The organism is Parasporobacterium paucivorans DSM 15970, assembly GCF_900141895.1.
In the GTDB taxonomy this organism is placed as follows: domain Bacteria; phylum Bacillota; class Clostridia; order Lachnospirales; family Lachnospiraceae; genus Parasporobacterium; species Parasporobacterium paucivorans.
The window spans coordinates 132,073-148,152 of record NZ_FQYT01000002.1; the positions used below are offsets into that span (position 1 = coordinate 132,073).

General features: G+C 43.7%; 16 protein-coding genes. 2 read left to right on the top strand and 14 right to left on the bottom strand.

All coding sequences use genetic code 11. The features are described 5' to 3' along the window. Position 1 precedes the first annotated feature (1 nt). Genes rsxE through rsxC form a run of 4 tightly spaced genes read right to left on the bottom strand, consistent with a single transcriptional unit; the run spans position 2 to position 3,567 of the window. Positions 2-679 (bottom strand): electron transport complex subunit RsxE, encoded by a 678-nt coding sequence (rsxE, locus tag BUA79_RS00685; RefSeq protein WP_073992436.1) that lies wholly within the window; start codon positions 677-679, stop codon positions 2-4. Next, positions 672-1,298 (bottom strand): RnfABCDGE type electron transport complex subunit G, encoded by a 627-nt coding sequence (locus BUA79_RS00690; protein WP_073992437.1) that lies wholly within the window; start codon positions 1,296-1,298, stop codon positions 672-674. The genes rsxE and BUA79_RS00690 overlap by 8 nt, the downstream gene beginning before the upstream one ends. Continuing rightward, positions 1,295-2,236, bottom strand: coding sequence for an RnfABCDGE type electron transport complex subunit D (locus tag BUA79_RS00695; protein ID WP_073992438.1), 942 nt, complete (start codon positions 2,234-2,236; stop codon positions 1,295-1,297). The genes BUA79_RS00690 and BUA79_RS00695 overlap by 4 nt, the downstream gene beginning before the upstream one ends. A gap of 14 nt (positions 2,237-2,250) precedes the next feature. Then, a complete protein-coding gene (rsxC, locus tag BUA79_RS00700) occupies positions 2,251-3,567 on the bottom strand; it encodes an electron transport complex subunit RsxC (protein ID WP_073992439.1) in 1,317 nt (438 codons plus the stop codon). A gap of 193 nt (positions 3,568-3,760) precedes the next feature. On the opposite strand from rsxC, the gene BUA79_RS00705 reads away from it, so the two are divergent. Next, on the top strand, positions 3,761-4,831 hold the full coding sequence (locus BUA79_RS00705; protein WP_094757235.1) for a ribonuclease H-like domain-containing protein: 1,071 nt from the start codon (positions 3,761-3,763) through the stop codon (positions 4,829-4,831). On the opposite strand, the gene BUA79_RS00710 is transcribed toward BUA79_RS00705, so the two are convergent. The 5 genes from BUA79_RS00710 to BUA79_RS00730 all read right to left on the bottom strand — a co-directional run bounded on the left by BUA79_RS00710 (position 4,832) and on the right by BUA79_RS00730 (position 11,410). Next, complete coding sequence (locus BUA79_RS00710; RefSeq protein ID WP_073992440.1) at positions 4,832-6,202, bottom strand: UDP-N-acetylmuramoyl-tripeptide--D-alanyl-D-alanine ligase; 1,371 nt, start codon at positions 6,200-6,202, stop codon at positions 4,832-4,834. It lies immediately after the preceding gene. Continuing rightward, a complete protein-coding gene (locus tag BUA79_RS00715) occupies positions 6,202-7,239 on the bottom strand; it encodes a D-alanine--D-alanine ligase (RefSeq protein ID WP_073992441.1) in 1,038 nt (345 codons plus the stop codon). The genes BUA79_RS00710 and BUA79_RS00715 overlap by 1 nt, the downstream gene beginning before the upstream one ends. Positions 7,240-7,269: 30 nt before the next feature. Next, on the bottom strand, positions 7,270-9,306 hold the full coding sequence (recG, locus tag BUA79_RS00720; RefSeq protein WP_408633818.1) for an ATP-dependent DNA helicase RecG: 2,037 nt from the start codon (positions 9,304-9,306) through the stop codon (positions 7,270-7,272). Between the two features lie 62 nt (positions 9,307-9,368). After that, a complete protein-coding gene (locus tag BUA79_RS00725) occupies positions 9,369-10,997 on the bottom strand; it encodes a DAK2 domain-containing protein (protein ID WP_073992511.1) in 1,629 nt (542 codons plus the stop codon). A gap of 65 nt (positions 10,998-11,062) precedes the next feature. Beyond that, complete coding sequence (locus tag BUA79_RS00730; RefSeq protein WP_408633819.1) at positions 11,063-11,410, bottom strand: Asp23/Gls24 family envelope stress response protein; 348 nt, start codon at positions 11,408-11,410, stop codon at positions 11,063-11,065. A 204-nt stretch (positions 11,411-11,614) separates the two neighbouring features. Here BUA79_RS00730 and rpmB point away from each other — a divergent pair, with 204 nt between their 5' ends. Further along, positions 11,615-11,800 (top strand): 50S ribosomal protein L28, encoded by a 186-nt coding sequence (rpmB, locus tag BUA79_RS00735; RefSeq protein ID WP_073992444.1) that lies wholly within the window; start codon positions 11,615-11,617, stop codon positions 11,798-11,800. A 70-nt stretch (positions 11,801-11,870) separates the two neighbouring features. Here rpmB and BUA79_RS00740 read toward each other — a convergent pair whose 3' ends face one another. The 5 genes from BUA79_RS00740 to BUA79_RS00760 form a co-directional block, all read right to left on the bottom strand. Continuing rightward, entirely contained in the window at positions 11,871-13,184 is a 1,314-nt protein-coding gene (locus BUA79_RS00740) for a homocysteine S-methyltransferase family protein (protein WP_073992445.1), read from the bottom strand. A 1-nt stretch (position 13,185) separates the two neighbouring features. Further along, positions 13,186-13,554: a GerW family sporulation protein gene (locus BUA79_RS00745; protein WP_073992446.1), complete on the bottom strand. Its 369-nt coding sequence runs from the start codon at positions 13,552-13,554 to the stop codon at positions 13,186-13,188. Between the two features lie 18 nt (positions 13,555-13,572). After that, a complete protein-coding gene (locus tag BUA79_RS00750; protein ID WP_073992447.1) occupies positions 13,573-14,397 on the bottom strand; it encodes a DUF2953 domain-containing protein in 825 nt (274 codons plus the stop codon). A 19-nt stretch (positions 14,398-14,416) separates the two neighbouring features. Next, positions 14,417-14,740, bottom strand: a complete 324-nt coding sequence (locus BUA79_RS00755; protein ID WP_143147860.1) for a hypothetical protein — start codon at positions 14,738-14,740, stop codon at positions 14,417-14,419. 82 nt (positions 14,741-14,822) lie between these two features. Next, positions 14,823-16,079 carry a diaminopimelate decarboxylase gene (locus BUA79_RS00760; protein ID WP_073992449.1) on the bottom strand — a complete coding sequence of 419 codons (1,257 nt, stop codon included), beginning with the start codon at positions 16,077-16,079 and terminating at the stop codon, positions 14,823-14,825. Between the last annotated feature and the right edge of the window lies 1 nt (position 16,080).

A 16,080-nucleotide genomic window follows, 5' to 3' on the forward strand; every position in this document is an offset into this window, starting at 1 on the left:
ATTATGCCTCCTTCTTTTCGTCTATTTGGCTAGAAGGGCAGGTACCGCATGACGGACATCCAGAACAGGATTCTTCGATGGCCGGTTTGCCTTTTTTCATGCCCGTCCAGTTTTTGAAAGCAACAAGACATGCCAGTACAAAGAAAGCACCCGGAGCAAGCACAAATATTGTTACATTAAATTCAGAAGGAATAAATTTGAATCCAAATACGGATCCTGAACCAAGTATCTCCCTGAATGCTCCCAGCAGAGTTAGGGCAATGGTAAAGCCAAGGCCCATACCTATCCCGTCAAAAGTTGAAACCAGAGGAGGATTCTTGGATGCATACGCTTCCGCCCTGCCCAGTATAATGCAGTTTACTACAATCAGAGGAATGTATATCCCCAAGGAGTCATTCAATGCAGGTACATATGCTTCAAGTAAAAACTGCACAATTGTAACAAAACTTGCAACGATGACGATAAATGCCGGCATACGTACGGAATCAGGTATTATATTTCTCAAAATTGATATGATAAGGTTTGAACAAATCAATACTACCGTTGTTGCCAGACCCATTCCAATTCCGTTAATAGCTGAAGTGGTGACAGCCAGGGTCGGACACATACCTAAAATCAGTACAAACGTAGGATTCTCTTTAATAATACCGTTATACAATCTCTCAATACACTTATTCAACACTTCCACCTCCCGTCAGGTAGTCAAAACAGTAAATGGCTGCATTTACGCCGTTGGTAACGGCATTGGTCGTAATGGTTGAGCCGCTGATTGCATCAATTTCATTTTCCTGTACAGCTCCACTTTTCGTATAAGCAAAGCTATCTACATTTTTATTTGCAAACTGATCCTTAAACGCAGGTTCTTTGGCCTTCATTCCAAGGCCTGCCGTTTCTGCAATCGACAGCATGGAAATGGCATTCACAGTTCCGTCATTTTTGATTCCTACGGAGAATACGATATTGCCTGCATACCCTTCCTTCGTGGTTACATTGATAACATACCCCAGCGGATTTCCACTATCGTCATTTGCCAATATGACCCCGTCAATTACTTCCATTGATTGCGAGAGACCTTTTTCAGCAAGGTACCCGGCAACATCCGCTGCGTTAAAATCTACGACTGAAAATTTCTGTGCATCCTGGAATACTGTCTTATATGCCTCCTGCTGTTTCTTGGCTATCTGGTTCGCACGCGGTATTTTTGTAACCTCATATACCAAACCAAGGAACAGGCCGGCCACAAGGGTAATCGCAAACAGAATTAATGCATTTTTTATCATTTTCTTCTTTTCACTCATGCTTTTTCCGCCCCCTTTCCAAAAGATTTTGGCACCGTCCATCTTTCGATGAGTGGAACGAGGAGGTTACTGATAATTATTGCAAAAGAAACACCCTCCGCTGTTCCGCCGAATAAACGGAATATACAGGTAAGCAGACCGATAATCACAGCGTATATTATCCGTCCATTCGGGGTGATTGGGGAGGTGACATAGTCCGTGGCCATAAAGAACGCGCCAAGCATAAGTCCGCCACCGCAAAGATGAGCTGCCAGGAAAGCCGGGTCAAATCCGCCTTTGGCAGTTATTGAATAAATTGAAACGAATACAGCTACCGTAAGCAAATAGAAGAATGGGATACGGATATCGATTATTCTTTTTGCGAGCAGGTAGATACCTCCGATCAACAGAGCCAGGGCGGATGTTTCACCAATTGTGCCGGCGATATTTCCAATAAACATGTCCATGACATTCACTGTGCCGCCCGTCTTCAATATAGCCAGAGGCGTTGCGGTAGTCATACCATCCAGGGTAAATCTCGTCATGCTTCCGGCAAAAGAAATAACCATGAAGTTTCTTGCAGCAAGAGCCGGATTCATAAAGTTCTGTCCGATTCCTCCAAACAGCTGCTTAACAACCACGATTGCAAAAATACAGCCTAATACCGCCATCCAGAAAGGGAGTTCCGGCGGAAGATTCATTGCAATCAGCAGACCGGTAAGGACAGCACTTAAATCCTTTGTTGTCACTTCCTGCTTCATCAGTGTCTGATATACGTATTCAACTGCAGCACAAACTACGACACACACCAATGTCAATATAAGGGCTCTAAAGCCGAAATTATAAATTCCGAAAATGGTAGCCGGCATGAGCGCGATGATTACATCAAGCATAATCCCTGTTGTACTGCTTTTATCACGTATATGAGGGTTCGAAGATACTTTTAACAATGCATTCATTTTTTCACCTCACCTTAACATTTCTTTCTGTCATTCAGAATTTGCTTGCGCATGGACTTGATGGCCTGAGCAAGATTGCGTTTTGCCGGACATGCAAAAGAACAGCATCCGCATTCGCAGCATTCCATACCGTCAAATTTCAAAAACATTTCTTTGTCCCCGTTTTTCGAATACACTTCCAGTTTTGTGGGCATTATCCGAGAGGGACATACTTCGAGGCATCTTCCACAGCTGATGCAGTTACTTGGCTTTACGGCTGCTACTATGTCTTTTAAGAAGCATAATGTTGCCGAAGAGGTTTTGACTGCGGGTACATTTGTATTAAACATTGCAATACCCATCATTGGTCCGCCGGAAAGGATTTTTTCAGGCTCTTCTTTCAACCCAGCGTCCTCTAAGAGCTCACTGATGTTTGTGCCCAGAAAGATTTCATAGTTTTTCGGTTCTTTTACTGCATCCCCGGACACAGTCATGATTCTGCTCGTCAGAGGCTTTCCTTCCAGAACAGCTCTGCCTACTGCATTTACTGTATCCACGTTATCCACGATACAGCCCGCATCAGCCGGAAGCATTTTAGAGTTGATATATCTGCCTGTAACGGCATTGATAAGATGTCTTTCCGAACCTTGCGGATATTTCGTATAGACCGCCTTCACTTCGATCTTCTGCTCATCCTTTAAAAGCTTCTTAAAGAGTGCAATGGCATCCGGTTTGTTATCCTCAATGGCTATGATACATCTGGCCTTTGGGAAAACAGCGAGGCAGACTTTAATTCCGTCTATAATCTTCTCCGGCTGTTCCATCATCCGTCTGTAATCTGCAGTAATGTAGGGCTCACATTCCGCTGCATTGATAATTATGTAGTCGATGGCATTATCATCTTTCGGGGTGAGTTTCACATGAGTTGGGAATCCGGCTCCTCCAAGCCCAACTATGCCGGCAGATTTTATTATCCCCCTGATTTCTTCCTTGGAAAGTTCTTCAAGCGGCTTTACCACTAATGCGGGTGCTTCTTCGTATTGACCGTCATTTTCAATCACGATTGAATTAATCATATCCCCGCTGATGACCAGCCTGGATTCAATAGCTTTAACGGTCCCAGATACGGATGCAAAAATGTTTGCGGATACAAATCCGGCTGCCTCGGCAATCAGCTGGCCGGCCAGAACTCTGTCTCCCACGCTCACGACAGGAACAGCAGGTGCACCAATATGCTGCGAAACAGGATAAACCATTTCACCTGTCGGATAAAACTTTTCAGTATGCTTATCTTTTGAAAATCTTTTTCCATCGTCAGGGTGTACACCACCTTTAAATGTAAAAACAGCCATGCTTTACCTTCTTTCTGATATTTCATTTTATAAGTAGGTATTATAGCTCAACAAAATGAATTGTTCAATGTAATTTTCTGCAAAAAAGCCGTCAATCTTTTAACATGCTTGTATTTTGTTTCACACCTTTTTGCCGATTCACTACATTCCTATAATATGTTATAATAATTGCATTATTATAGAAGGAGTTATTATGAAAATCCGCCAAACCGAATCCACCACAGGGACTGACCTGCTCCCAAGCCGATTTTTCCCGGATAAAAAAAGCCTGTTCCTGGATATCGAAACAACAGGCTTCTCTCCGAATAATGCAGCTATTTATATGATTGGATGTGTTCACGAAAAAGACGGGAAGCTGTGCTCCATTCAATGGATGGCGGAAAGCCCGGGTGAAGAAAAACAATTATTGGGCAATTTCTTTCAATATATCAGAGCCTTTGACCACCTGATCCATTTCAATGGTACAAGGTTTGATATTCCGTTCATCGAAGCAAAAGCTGCACAGTTTGGGCTCTCCTGCGAGCTCCACTCTTTTTTTGCCACGGACATATACAAAAATATCCGCAGGTTCAAAAAGCTGCTTGGATTGGACAGCCTGAAGCAGAGCTCTTTGGAATCCTTTTTGGACATACACAGAGAAGATACATTGGGCGGCGGTGATCTGATTGATATTTACCGTGCGTACACCCTTACCAGAGAAAAAAATCTGGAAGATTTGCTTTTTCTCCATAACCGGGATGATATCTTCGGCATGGCTTCCATTCTTGACATTCTTGCCTATAATGAATTTTTCATCGGAAACTTTTCGCTGGAAGAAATTCCGGATTTTCGAGAAAATATATTGCTTCTGCGCCTGAAGTTTCAATATGGAATACCTAAACCAATTCATTCCAACCGCTTTCCATATACCTTCTTGGCCGATGGGACGAATGCAAGTCTGGAAATCCATGCATTTGAAGGAGAACTCAAATACTTTCACACGGATTATCGTGACTACTACTATCTGCCCGTAGAAGATATGGCAGTCCATAAATCCGTCGCCTGCTACGTAGATGCAGATTACCGCAGACGGGCCAGAGCTTCCGACTGTTACACTAAAAAAGCCGGGGTATTTCTTCCCCAGCCTTTCCAGAGTATTGTCCCGTCCTTTAAATCGGATTACAGGGACAAAGTTTCCTATTTTGAAATGACGAATGCTTTCTTTAGCAACCCGTCGCAGATGAAAAATTATATTCTGCAGATTCTCAATGACATGGCTGTGTAATCAGCAATCCGTTTCGAGCATAAGTACGATTTTTTCAAAATGCATTCCGTGGGAAGCCTTAATCAGAATGGTGTCTGTGGGTTTCAGCAAAACCGGTATTTTTCTCATCATTTCTTCCCTGGTCTCAAAATAATATTTTGACAAACCATCTCCTGCTCCTTCATACGTCTGTCTGGAAAGCCTGCCGCTGCACAGGAGCAGATCTATTCCTTTTTCTGCCAGATAACTGCCCACTTCCTTGTGGAGGATTTCTTCATCCTTTCCCAGTTCCAGCATATCCCCAAGTATAGCCACCTTTCTTCCGGAAGCCTCTGCCAGCAGATCCAGCGAGGCTTTCATGGAAACCGGGTTTGCATTATAACAGTCATCAATGATCGTCCATTTATCCGTTTGGATGATATTGACTCTCCCCTTCACCTTCTCATTCTTTTCGATGCCTCTTTTGATCTGCTCCGATTTCAGTCCAAGTGACATTCCCACCGCCGCTGCTGCCAGGGCATTATAAATCATATGCCTGCCGGGCTGGTTTAATTCTACACGAAACCTCTCATTTTTTGAGGGTATTACTATCTCAAAATAAATCTTTTCCAGTCCCTGCGGGACTATGTTTTCTGCATAGATATCATTTTGATGGCCCAGTCCAAAAAATAGCGGCCGGATGCCATTTATCATTGCAGCCCGGGAAAGGATATCATCATCGCCGTTAAGTATGATGATGCCATCCCGGGGCAAAAATTCGAACATTTCAGATTTTGCCCTATACACTCCATCCCGGTCACCCAGTTTGTCCAAATGGCATTGTCCGATATTTGTAATGACGCAGATATCGGGACGGGCAATCTGGCTGAGTCTGTGCATTTCTCCGAAATCGCTGATGCCCATCTCAACAACAGCCGCCTCATGCTCCCGGGTCAGCCTGAACAATGTGAGCGGCATCCCGATTTCATTATTAAAATTACCTATGGTTTTTAATACGTAATGTTTTTCAGACAAAACAGATGCGATCATTTCTTTTGCTGATGTCTTTCCAACGCTTCCGCTGACACCTATCACCTTGACTGGCATATTGGACCGGTAATACCGGGCTATATCCTTGATTGCCTGCAGGGTCGAATCCACAAGCACATAGGGTTCCATCCCGCTGTCTGGCTGTCTTTCACATACAGAGGCCACAGCTCCCGCATTCCTTATGGCCGGAATGAAGTCATGTCCGTCCACGCGCTCTCCCTTTATTGCAATAAACAGATTTCCCTCTTCAACCTGTCTGCTGTCAATAGTGATTCCCGTTATTTCCTTCTGCAGATCTTTCTTATCCCCATAGAACGTCCCGTTTGTGGCAAGTACCACATCTGATAAAGTCATTCCGTCCATTATTGACCTCCGTCATATTTCCGGATGGATAATTCGATGATTTTTTCACACAAATCACCAAACCCGATTCCCACTGCGTTGGCTTCCTGGGGCAGAAGACTCGTGGCGGTCATTCCCGGAAGTGTATTCACTTCGAGACAATAGAGATTTTCTTCCTCATCCAGTATAAAGTCCGCTCTGTAATAGGTTTCCAGTCTCAATGCTTTTCCGGCATTTAAAGTGATTTCCTGTATTTTTTCTGCTATTTCATTTTTGATTTCTGCAGGACATATCTCCTCAGCCATCCCTGCAATATATTTGTGCTCATAATCATAGAACCCACCGATAGGCGCAATTTCAATCACTGGGAGAGCCTTATTTCCCAGAACGCCGCAGGAAAACTCCCGGCCCTGGATATAGCTTTCCACAATAACATCCGTTTCATAACACAGAGCCGCTTTTAATGCATTTTCATACTCATCTACAGTCTTGACGATAGAGACCCCCACACTGGACCCTCCACAGCAAGGTTTGACAACCATTGGAAGCCCCATTCCCTCAGGTATTGCCGGATCCACTCCAGCCCTGACCACGGTTCCATCAGGAGTCGGAACCGCATTCTGGATAAAAAGCTGCTTTGAAAGCCCCTTGTCCATTGCCAAAGCGCTTCCCAGATATCCGCTTCCTGTGTACCTGATGCCAGCCAGGTCAAAGGCTGCCTGCACCTTTCCATTTTCACCGTCTTCTCCATGCAGTGCCATGAATACGATGTCTGCCCTGCTGCACAATTCCATGATATTCTTTCCAAAAAAAGGCTTGTTTGACACCATCGCACGACTAACATTTCTATTATTTAATTTAATATATTCGAGACCTTTTTCAAGATCAAACTTATAATTGAAAAAATCGCTGTCCTCTGGTTTTTCAATATCAAAATACGGGTCTGCCATAAACACATTATGTCCCTTGTCCATAAGAGCAGCCGATACCTTATAGCCCGTATTGATAGATACTTCCCTCTCTGTACTTCTCCCTCCAGCTAAAACCACTATGTTCATAATACCCTCCAGATATTTTTTATTTTCTAACTATAGCATTAATAATTCTTTTGTCAATCGGCACCTTTTTTCAACCAATTCTATTTCTTCCCTTGTAAACTGAGTCAGGTTTCCATAAAACCAGCCGGCCGCTTCCGATGCCTTCCTGATAAGGTCCGCATCCTGATAGATATCTCCCGCTTTAAAGCGAAGTTCCCCGCTCTGGCGGTTACCAAAGATATCCCCCGGCCCCCTGGATTTCAGATCTTCTTCTGCGATGACGAAACCATCGTTGGTTTTATTCAATATATCCAGCTTGCCCAGTGTTTCCGGATCACTTGTTCCGCTCACGAAAATGCAATAGGACAGATGCTCTCCTCTTCCGACCCTTCCGCGCAGCTGGTGCAGTGTGGCAAGGCCGAACCTCTCTGCATTTTCAATCATCATGACTGTTGCGTTTGGCACGTTTACACCTACCTCGATTACTGTCGTGCTGACGAGGACATCAATCATTCCGTCGGCAAATTCCTCCATTATCTTGTTTTTTTGCCCGGGTTTCATCTGCCCGTGCAGATACTCCACATGGATTTCTTTTCCAAGAACTTTCTGCAATCTTTCGGAATAACCGATCACATTTTCCGCTTCTATTTCATCGTTTTCTTCAACCATTGGACAGATGACGTATGCCTGCCTCCCGGCTTTGACCTGATCAAAAATAAACTTGTATGATTTAGGCCGGTCATTCTGCAGAATTACGCAGTTTCTTATCCGCTGTCTTCCCTGTGGAAGCTCGTCAATGACAGATATATCCAGATCTCCATACAGGATCAGAGCCAGTGTTCTTGGAATCGGAGTTGCGCTCATAACCAGCACATTTGGTTCCTTTCCTTTTTTAGAGAAGATTTCCCGCTGCTTCACTCCGAAACGATGCTGTTCGTCAGTAATGACCAGCGCCAGATTATTATAAATGACTTTTTTTTGAAAGAGTGCATGGGTCCCAATCACTATATCTGCCTCCCCTTCTTCAATCTGTCTGCAGACCTCGGTTCTCTCCTTCTGCTTTGTTGACCCGGTAAGCAGGACAACGCTGAATGGGATATTATGATTTTCGAAAATTTCCGTGATACTTTTATAATGCTGCACCGCCAGAACCTCCGTAGGCGCCATCAGAGCGCCCTGAAAACCATTCTCTGCCACATCCAGCAGCGCCAGCAGAGCAACTATTGTTTTCCCCGAACCAACGTCTCCCTGTACGAGTCGGGACATCACCTGTTTCTTTCTCAGATCATCCCTTATTTCCTGGAGAGCCCTCTTCTGGGCCTTCGTCAGGTCATAGGGAAGGCTTTGCATTAACCTGTCCGCATATGTTCCTGTCTGAATCCCGAACTCATTTTCCACCATTTCCTTTTGTTCCCTGAAATGCCTTAGAGTACATATGAACAAAAAAAACTCCTCAAAGGCCAGTCTTTTCCGCGCCATGGAAAGTCTTGTAAAGTCTTCAGGAAAATGAATATTCTGTAATGCCGCTTCGTAAGAAATCAGTTCATATCTGGAACGTAACGCGCCAGGAAGCGACTCTTCCGGTGTCATTGTTCCAAGAGCCTGTTTTACGGCTTTCTGCATGGTTTTATTGTTCAGTCCTTCTGTCAGGCCGTATCGGGGAAATATGGTATTCTGCATTTCCGCATATTCCTGGGGTGTAAATACGGCTGGCTGTTCCATCTCTATCCCGGACTTATATCCGATTCTGCCTCGAAACACATAGGTATGTCCGGTTTTTAGTGTATTCTTTAGAAATGGCATGTTGAACCAAATTACCTTTAATCCGGAGCCGTGCTCATCCGTTACAATTCCTGCCGTAATATTGAACTTCTGCATTCTCTTCTGTGTAGGAGGATTTTTAAGGGTTCCCCTGACTGCCGCCGTCCCCTCTCCCCTGATCTGGTCTACGGGAATAGGAGGTTCAAAGGTTTCGTAATTACGGGGATAACAAGAAACCAAACTGTTCACGTCATAAATGCCCAGTTTATTCAAGAGTTTTTCCGTTTTTTCACCAATGCCTCGCAGCTGTGTCAATTTCAAAAGAATGCCTCCATTTCTATTCAAAAAAGGCTAAGACAGTCCTCCACGGAATATCCTAGCCTGGTGTTTTATTCTACGGAAATAATATAATAATATATTGGCTGGCCGCCTTTGTTGACTTCCACTTCTGCATCCGGGAATAAGTCTTCCAATCTTGCCGCAAGTTCGCCGGCTTCTTTCTCCGTGACGTCTTCCCCGTAATAAATGCTGATTATTTCAGAATTTTCATCCACAAGCGCCTGAAGGGTTTTGATGGCAGTTCCCTGGATATTCTGACCTACTGCCAGGATTCCCTCTTCGCCGATACCCATTATATCATTTTCTTTAATCTCTATACCATCGATAACCGTGTCACGTACCGCATATGTAATTTCGGCGCTCTTGATATGCTTAAGGTCTTCCATTATTTTCGCAATCACTTCATCGGCATTTTTCCCGGGGCTGTAGCTGATCATTGCCGAAATTCCCTGAGGAATCGTCTTGGTCGGTATAACGATGACGTTTTTATCCTCTGTCATGTCTTTTGCCTGTTGGGCTGCAAGTATAATATTTCCATTGTTCGGAAGAATAAATATATTGTCTGCATTAACTTTTTCTATTGCCTCGAGTATATCCTGTGTGCTGGGATTCATCGTCTGGCCGCCTTTGATTAAGTAGTCCACGCCAAAACTGGTAAAAATATCATCCAGACCACCACCGGCAGAAACGGCTATGAAACCATGCTCTTTCCGCGGTACTTTCTCTGTCTCAGCCGGTTCTGCCACTACAGCATCTGCTTTCCTGAGCAGCGTTTCGCGATGCTCTTCTCTCATATTGTCAATCTTCATGTGCGAAAGAGAACCGAAGGACAGACCTTTTTGAATTACAAGACCAGGATCGTTAGTATGGACATGAACCTTTATGATTTCATCATCGGAGACAACCACTATAGAATCTCCAATAGATTCCAGAAACACTTTAAATTCCATTTCATCCTTTTCTTCAAATTTCTTTTCACTATTGACGATAAATTCCGTGCAATAGCCAAACTGGATGTCCTCCATCGCTGCAGATGCCGGTACCGGTCTCTCCGTCATGGGCTCTTCCTGCAGCGAATAGTCGACTTCTATGCCCAGAAAGGCATCCAATGCCCCCTTGGCGATCTGAATCAGACCCTGCCCACCGGAATCTACGACACCTGCCTGCTTCAGCACTGGAAGCATTTCGGGCGTCTGACTCAGTATATACTCCCCATGACGGACCATTTCTTTCAAAATCACTTCCAGATCCTGTGTTTCATTGACCATCTCTCCGACTTTTTCAGCCATGCATCTGGCTACGGTCAAGATAGTTCCTTCTTTTGGCTTCATAACTGCCTTATAGGCTGTTTCTACTGCTCTGTGGCTGGCATTGGCCATGCTATATGCATCGATGGTTTCCAAGTCTTCGATTTCCTTGGAAAACCCTCTGAACAACTGGGAAAGGATAACGCCGGAGTTTCCACGGGCACCCCTTAAAGATCCTGAGGAGATTGCTTTCGCAAGTTCGCCTAAATTCGGATTGCTTAACTGTACCATCTCCTTAACGGCTGATTTAATAGTTAATGTCATATTTGTTCCCGTATCTCCATCAGGAACCGGGAACACGTTCAGTTCGTTGATCCATTCCTTGCTGGATTCCAAGTTAGCTGCCCCGGCTAAAAACATTTTTCGGAACATCTTGGCATCTATCCTATTGTTCAAGACAATATCCTCCTCAATATTAAACAGTCGCTTGACGGCAATCAGTCAATTACCCTGACACCCTCTACGAAAATGTTGATTTTTTTCACGGTCATTCCTGTGAATTCTTCAACCTTATATTTCACGTTGGAAATAAGATTGTCAGACACAACAGAGATCCTGACCCCATACGAAATAATTACATGAAAATCGATTGTTATCTGATTATCATCACTGACTACCACGTTAATACCTTTTTCCAGGCTTTCCCTTTTCAGGAGCTTGATTATTCCATCCCTTACGCTTACCGCAGCCATTCCAACTATACCGAAGCACTCCACTGCGGTCAATCCGGCATATTTTGCAATGACATGGCCGTCAATTATTATTTCACCCATTTTGGTTTTCATTTTTCCATTCACTTTTATACCTCCATTATTTACATAATGAATCTCGTTAGTGTGATGCATATAGTATTATACATTCTTTCATTTAAAATGGAAAGCATAAAATTCCTTTCTGATTTTTAAAAAGACTTGCAAAATATCCTTATATCTGATAAAATGCAATTCGTGTTAAGTGATTTGTACTTAGAATATCAGGGAGGTGTTATCATGGCAAAATGTGAAATATGTAGTAAAGGTGTCCATTTCGGAAATAACGTCAGCCATTCTCATAGAAGATCAAACAGAATGTGGAAGTCAAACATTAAGTCAGTAAAAGTTAATGTAAACGGACTCTCCAAGAAAATGAATGTTTGTACTTCTTGTTTAAGATCCGGACTTGTTGTACGTGCGTAATATTTTTATACCATAAAAAATCCTTCATTATTACCAATTGGTAAAATGAAGGATTTTTTGTTGCTTCTTCTTACTGCTCATTGGAGAGGGAACGCGGAATTACAAGCGCCCCGTATTTTTTGGCTATGGGCAGTATAGCCTGAAGGGATTTATCATCCCCGGTTCCAAGGTAGATGCCCGGAACTCCATTATATACTCTGGCCGCCGCTTCAACGGCTTCAGGCACCACCGAATCTATAACAAGAGGTATATTCGTGATGGACTGAATGGTCCTGATCATTCCTGGAAGACATTCCTTCTCATCCACTCCGGCAATCGCAGCGTTTACGCTGATGATTTCAGCCTCTTCTTCTGCCATCTCCATTGCCAGGTCGGCAACATAATCCATATCCCCCTCAATCAGGGCATTTTCAAGGTCTTTGTCACCAGCAGGATTTATACCCTTTTCCTCCCGAAGCATTCCTTCCATAATGACCGTTTTTGAAGCGGAACATATACCGGATGGGACAGTGTTCACATTTTTCTGAAAATGCTCCTTAGAGAGCATTTCTCTTAAAGATTTTATAAAGGCAGGGGTGGTACCACAGCATCCACCAAATATCTTAACACCCAGACCAACCATTTCCTTCATGTATCCGGCAAATTCCTCCGGACTGACATCATATGCGCCTGTTTCGGGATCCGGAAGTCCGGCATTCGGTTTAACCACAATCGGCAGACTTGTCCATTTCGCGATTTCTTCAGCAAGGGCAACTATTTCTTTAGGTCCAAGGGAACAGTTCAGTCCAATGGCATCCGCACCCAGTCCCTGGGCCGTCAACGCCATTGCGCTGATCGGACATCCTGTAAACGTTCGCAGGCTCCGTTCAAAGGTCATCGAGCAGATGACCGGAAGATCACTATTTTCCTTGGCAGCAAGCAGGGCCGCTTTCATATCATATAAATCTGTCATTGTTTCAATCACGATTACGTCTGCATCGTTACCCGCAAGAACCTCTTCTTTGTATAACTCGTAAGCATCCTCAAATCGGAGGCTGCCTAAAGGTTCAAGCATATGTCCGATTGGTCCGATATCCAAAGCCACAAGCACATCCGTTCCCTGCGCTGCTTTCTTTGCGTTCTGAATAGCGGCCTTAACAGCATCTTCCACGCTATACTCAGTTCTGTTCATGTTGTACCGGTTGGCTCCAAAAGTATTTGCATAGATTATCTGTGCGCCAGCCTCAATGTACTCCCTGTGGATACCCGTTACGATCTCCGGTCTGGAAATCCCAATAAGTTCCGGCAGTTCTCCTGCCTTCATTCCGTTCTGTTGCAGCATAGTGCCCATAGCCCCATCAAGAATTACGAATTCATTTCCTGCTATTAAGTCTTTAAAGTCCACTCTATACCTCTTTCAAATTGATGTCGTCTTTCTTTTCTCTGCCCGCACTGAATCTGTCAATTAAATCGGGGACCATGTCCATCAATTTTGTGATCATATCCTGATTTTTAATATTGATTAATTTTGAGGTTCCGTTCTGAATGACCAGCACGGCGCTAGGAGTTATTTTGCCGCCCATTCCGCCGCCTCCGTTATCTTTATGATCTCCTGAAAACGCTCCGGCGGCAACCCCAAAGGACACCTCCGCCAGCGGAAGTATAATGGCATCATCAATATGGATAGCCTCACCTACAACGGTTTTCGTTGAAACATAATTCCCCATCCCCTTTAACAGGGCTTCTACCGTGGATTCGAAATTGTTTACTGACATGGCTGCTCCTCCTTAATCTCATAGACCTGAAAGGTCATCTACTGATTTTCTGAATTGTTTGTTAAAATGGCTTCGTAAAAATATTATCAAAAGATTAAAAACTCTTATTCTTCCACTCATATACACATCTGCTTCCAATATACTTCTGTCGAATTCAGGTTGAATCCGTATTCCCTTGCCAAGGAACCCGAACAGAACACCAATGGCTCCCAAAACCTGTCCGGTGGTGGCCGGATTTTCAAATCCAATGACAGCGAATCCTTTAACCCGTCTGGGCTTTATGTGATTGAGAAGTTCAAAAAGGCGGGCCTTCGCAAAAAGAAAAGATTTTCGATTTTCTTCATTCCGGACATACTCGATTGTATGCCTGATCCGCTCACCTGCACCTGATTTTTGTTTTCTCTCTTTCTTCTTTTTTTCTTTTTTCTTTTTCTGCGTTTTTTCTCTTGTTTTTGTCTCCGCCTCTTGTTTGTGCAGCTCCGCATTGGATGTTATTTTTTCCTCCTGACTGGAAGCGGGCTCTGCGTGCAGTTTTTCTGTTGTTTTTTCCGAAGCACCCTTTTTTGGCTGCTTCTTCTTTTGTTTTCTGTTTTTGCGTCCCTGCTTTACGGGTTTGCAAAAAACAGAAAGGATATTCTCAAAGCCTTTTTTACTGAAAATGCCCCGATATCCCAGCACTCCGGCCATCCATGTCCCCCGGATGGCTATACTATAGCTTTCTGAATTATAACGGATATCCAGCTTATAGAAAACGGGCAGGAACAAAACCAGCAGTAGCAGCAGAAACAAAAACCCAAGTATGCTCAGCAGACATATCAAAATTATCCATAAGACGTGCAGCATAATAGCCTCTCATTCAGAATCAAATTTTTCGCAAGCCGTATCTGATGTAGTTATGGACATTGAAACTTCCCGTCTGGCTGTAGCAGTCCATGACAATTTTTTCCATAACTTCATATGATTCTTTTTTCCCCAAAGCAATCCCGATAATCCATACATCCGGATTCATGTCCTCCTTCCCCAGGAGTGTGATTGCGTGATAAATGTCAAGTGTTTCCGATGTGTTTTCCGGAAGCGTCAAAACATAAACCCCGGTCTGGGGTTTATGTTTCTTAATATTTCTCACTATCAGGTTCTTGATTTCCGCGGCACCTTCGCCAACATACAGATCTTTGTACCAATTCACGATTTCCACAGCCTTTCGATGTCTAATTATAACAAAACTGGATACATGCGTCAATTGATATGCCTTTTAAATCAGAGGATTTCTAGGCAAGGATATCACAAAAATCAAATGTGGCAAAATAATCCTTCGGATTTTCCGCCCTGCGGATCATTTTTACACTGCCATCCTCTTTCAGAAGAAGCTCAGCGGATTTTAATTTTCCATTGTAATTGTACCCCATGGCAAAACCATGCGCGCCTGTATCATGTATTACGAGATAATCACCGTTTTCTATCTCCGGAAGCATACGGTCTACTGCGAATTTATCATTGTTTTCACACAGGGATCCCACTACATCATATTTATGGTCCAAAGGTCTGTCTTCCTTTCCAAGCACGGTAATATGATGATAGGAGCCATACATAGCCGGCCTCATGAGATTGACGGCACATGCATCTACTCCGATATATTCTTTATGGATGTGTTTTTGGTGAATAGCCTTTGTAACAAGATGTCCGTAAGGCCCTGTCATGAACCTTCCCAGTTCTGTAAATATAGCTACATCATCCATTCCTGCCGGAATGAGAATCTCTTCGTAAGCCTTCCTGACTCCTTCGGCAATTTCATAAATATCTGCCGGATCCTGTTCCGGTCTGTATGGTATTCCTATTCCGCCGGAAAGATTTATAAATTTAATATCCGCCCCTGTTTCATCGTGGAGCTCCACGGCAAGTTCAAAAAGAATTTTCGCCAGCATCGGATAATACTCGTTGGTCGTTGTATTGCTCGCCAGAAAAGAATGGATTCCAAAATGCTTTGCTCCCTTTTGTTTAAGAACGCGGAATCCTTCAAAGAGCTGTTCTCTGGTGAATCCGTATTTGGCATCACCCGGATTGTCCATAATCGTATTGCTTATAGTGAAAATTCCTCCGGGATTGAAACGACAGGAAATAGTTTCTGGTATTCCGGCGCATTTTTCCAGAAAATCAATATGGGTAAAATCATCCAGGTTGATGGTAGCATTCAGCTTCGATGCGTATACAAACTCATCCACCGGGGTAGTATTGGAAGAAAACATAATATCGCTCCCCGTTACGCCGAGCTTCTCTGACATCATAAGCTCCGTATAGGATGAGCAGTCGAGGCCGCATCCCATATCCCTGAAAATCTCAAGAAGAAAAGGATTTGGAGTCGCCTTGACAGCAAAATATTCCTTGAAACCTTTATTCCAGGAGAATGCATCCTGCAAACGCTTGATATTGTCCCTGATTCCCTTCTCATCATAGATGTGATACGGAGTTGGGTAGGTTTTTTCGATTTCACGGACCTGTTCTAATGTTAAAAATGGTGTTTTTTTCATA

What these genes read in the sequence shown, in the direction of transcription:
- BUA79_RS00690 (WP_073992437.1), bottom strand. Translation starts at nt 1,298, where the DNA reads ATGAGTGAAAAGAAGAAAATGATAAAAAATGCATTAATTCTGTTTGCG.
- BUA79_RS00695 (WP_073992438.1), bottom strand. Translation starts at nt 2,236, where the DNA reads ATGAATGCATTGTTAAAAGTATCTTCGAACCCTCATATACGTGATAAA.
- rsxC (WP_073992439.1), bottom strand. Translation starts at nt 3,567, where the DNA reads ATGGCTGTTTTTACATTTAAAGGTGGTGTACACCCTGACGATGGAAAA.
- BUA79_RS00705 (WP_094757235.1), top strand. Translation starts at nt 3,761, where the DNA reads ATGAAAATCCGCCAAACCGAATCCACCACAGGGACTGACCTGCTCCCA.
- BUA79_RS00710 (WP_073992440.1), bottom strand. Translation starts at nt 6,202, where the DNA reads ATGGACGGAATGACTTTATCAGATGTGGTACTTGCCACAAACGGGACG.
- BUA79_RS00715 (WP_073992441.1), bottom strand. Translation starts at nt 7,239, where the DNA reads ATGAACATAGTGGTTTTAGCTGGAGGGAGAAGTACAGAGAGGGAAGTA.
- BUA79_RS00725 (WP_073992511.1), bottom strand. Translation starts at nt 10,997, where the DNA reads ATGTTCCGAAAAATGTTTTTAGCCGGGGCAGCTAACTTGGAATCCAGC.
- BUA79_RS00730 (WP_408633819.1), bottom strand. Translation starts at nt 11,410, where the DNA reads ATGAAAACCAAAATGGGTGAAATAATAATTGACGGCCATGTCATTGCA.
- rpmB (WP_073992444.1), top strand. Translation starts at nt 11,615, where the DNA reads ATGGCAAAATGTGAAATATGTAGTAAAGGTGTCCATTTCGGAAATAAC.
- BUA79_RS00745 (WP_073992446.1), bottom strand. Translation starts at nt 13,554, where the DNA reads ATGTCAGTAAACAATTTCGAATCCACGGTAGAAGCCCTGTTAAAGGGG.
- BUA79_RS00750 (WP_073992447.1), bottom strand. Translation starts at nt 14,397, where the DNA reads ATGCTGCACGTCTTATGGATAATTTTGATATGTCTGCTGAGCATACTT.
- BUA79_RS00760 (WP_073992449.1), bottom strand. Translation starts at nt 16,079, where the DNA reads ATGAAAAAAACACCATTTTTAACATTAGAACAGGTCCGTGAAATCGAA.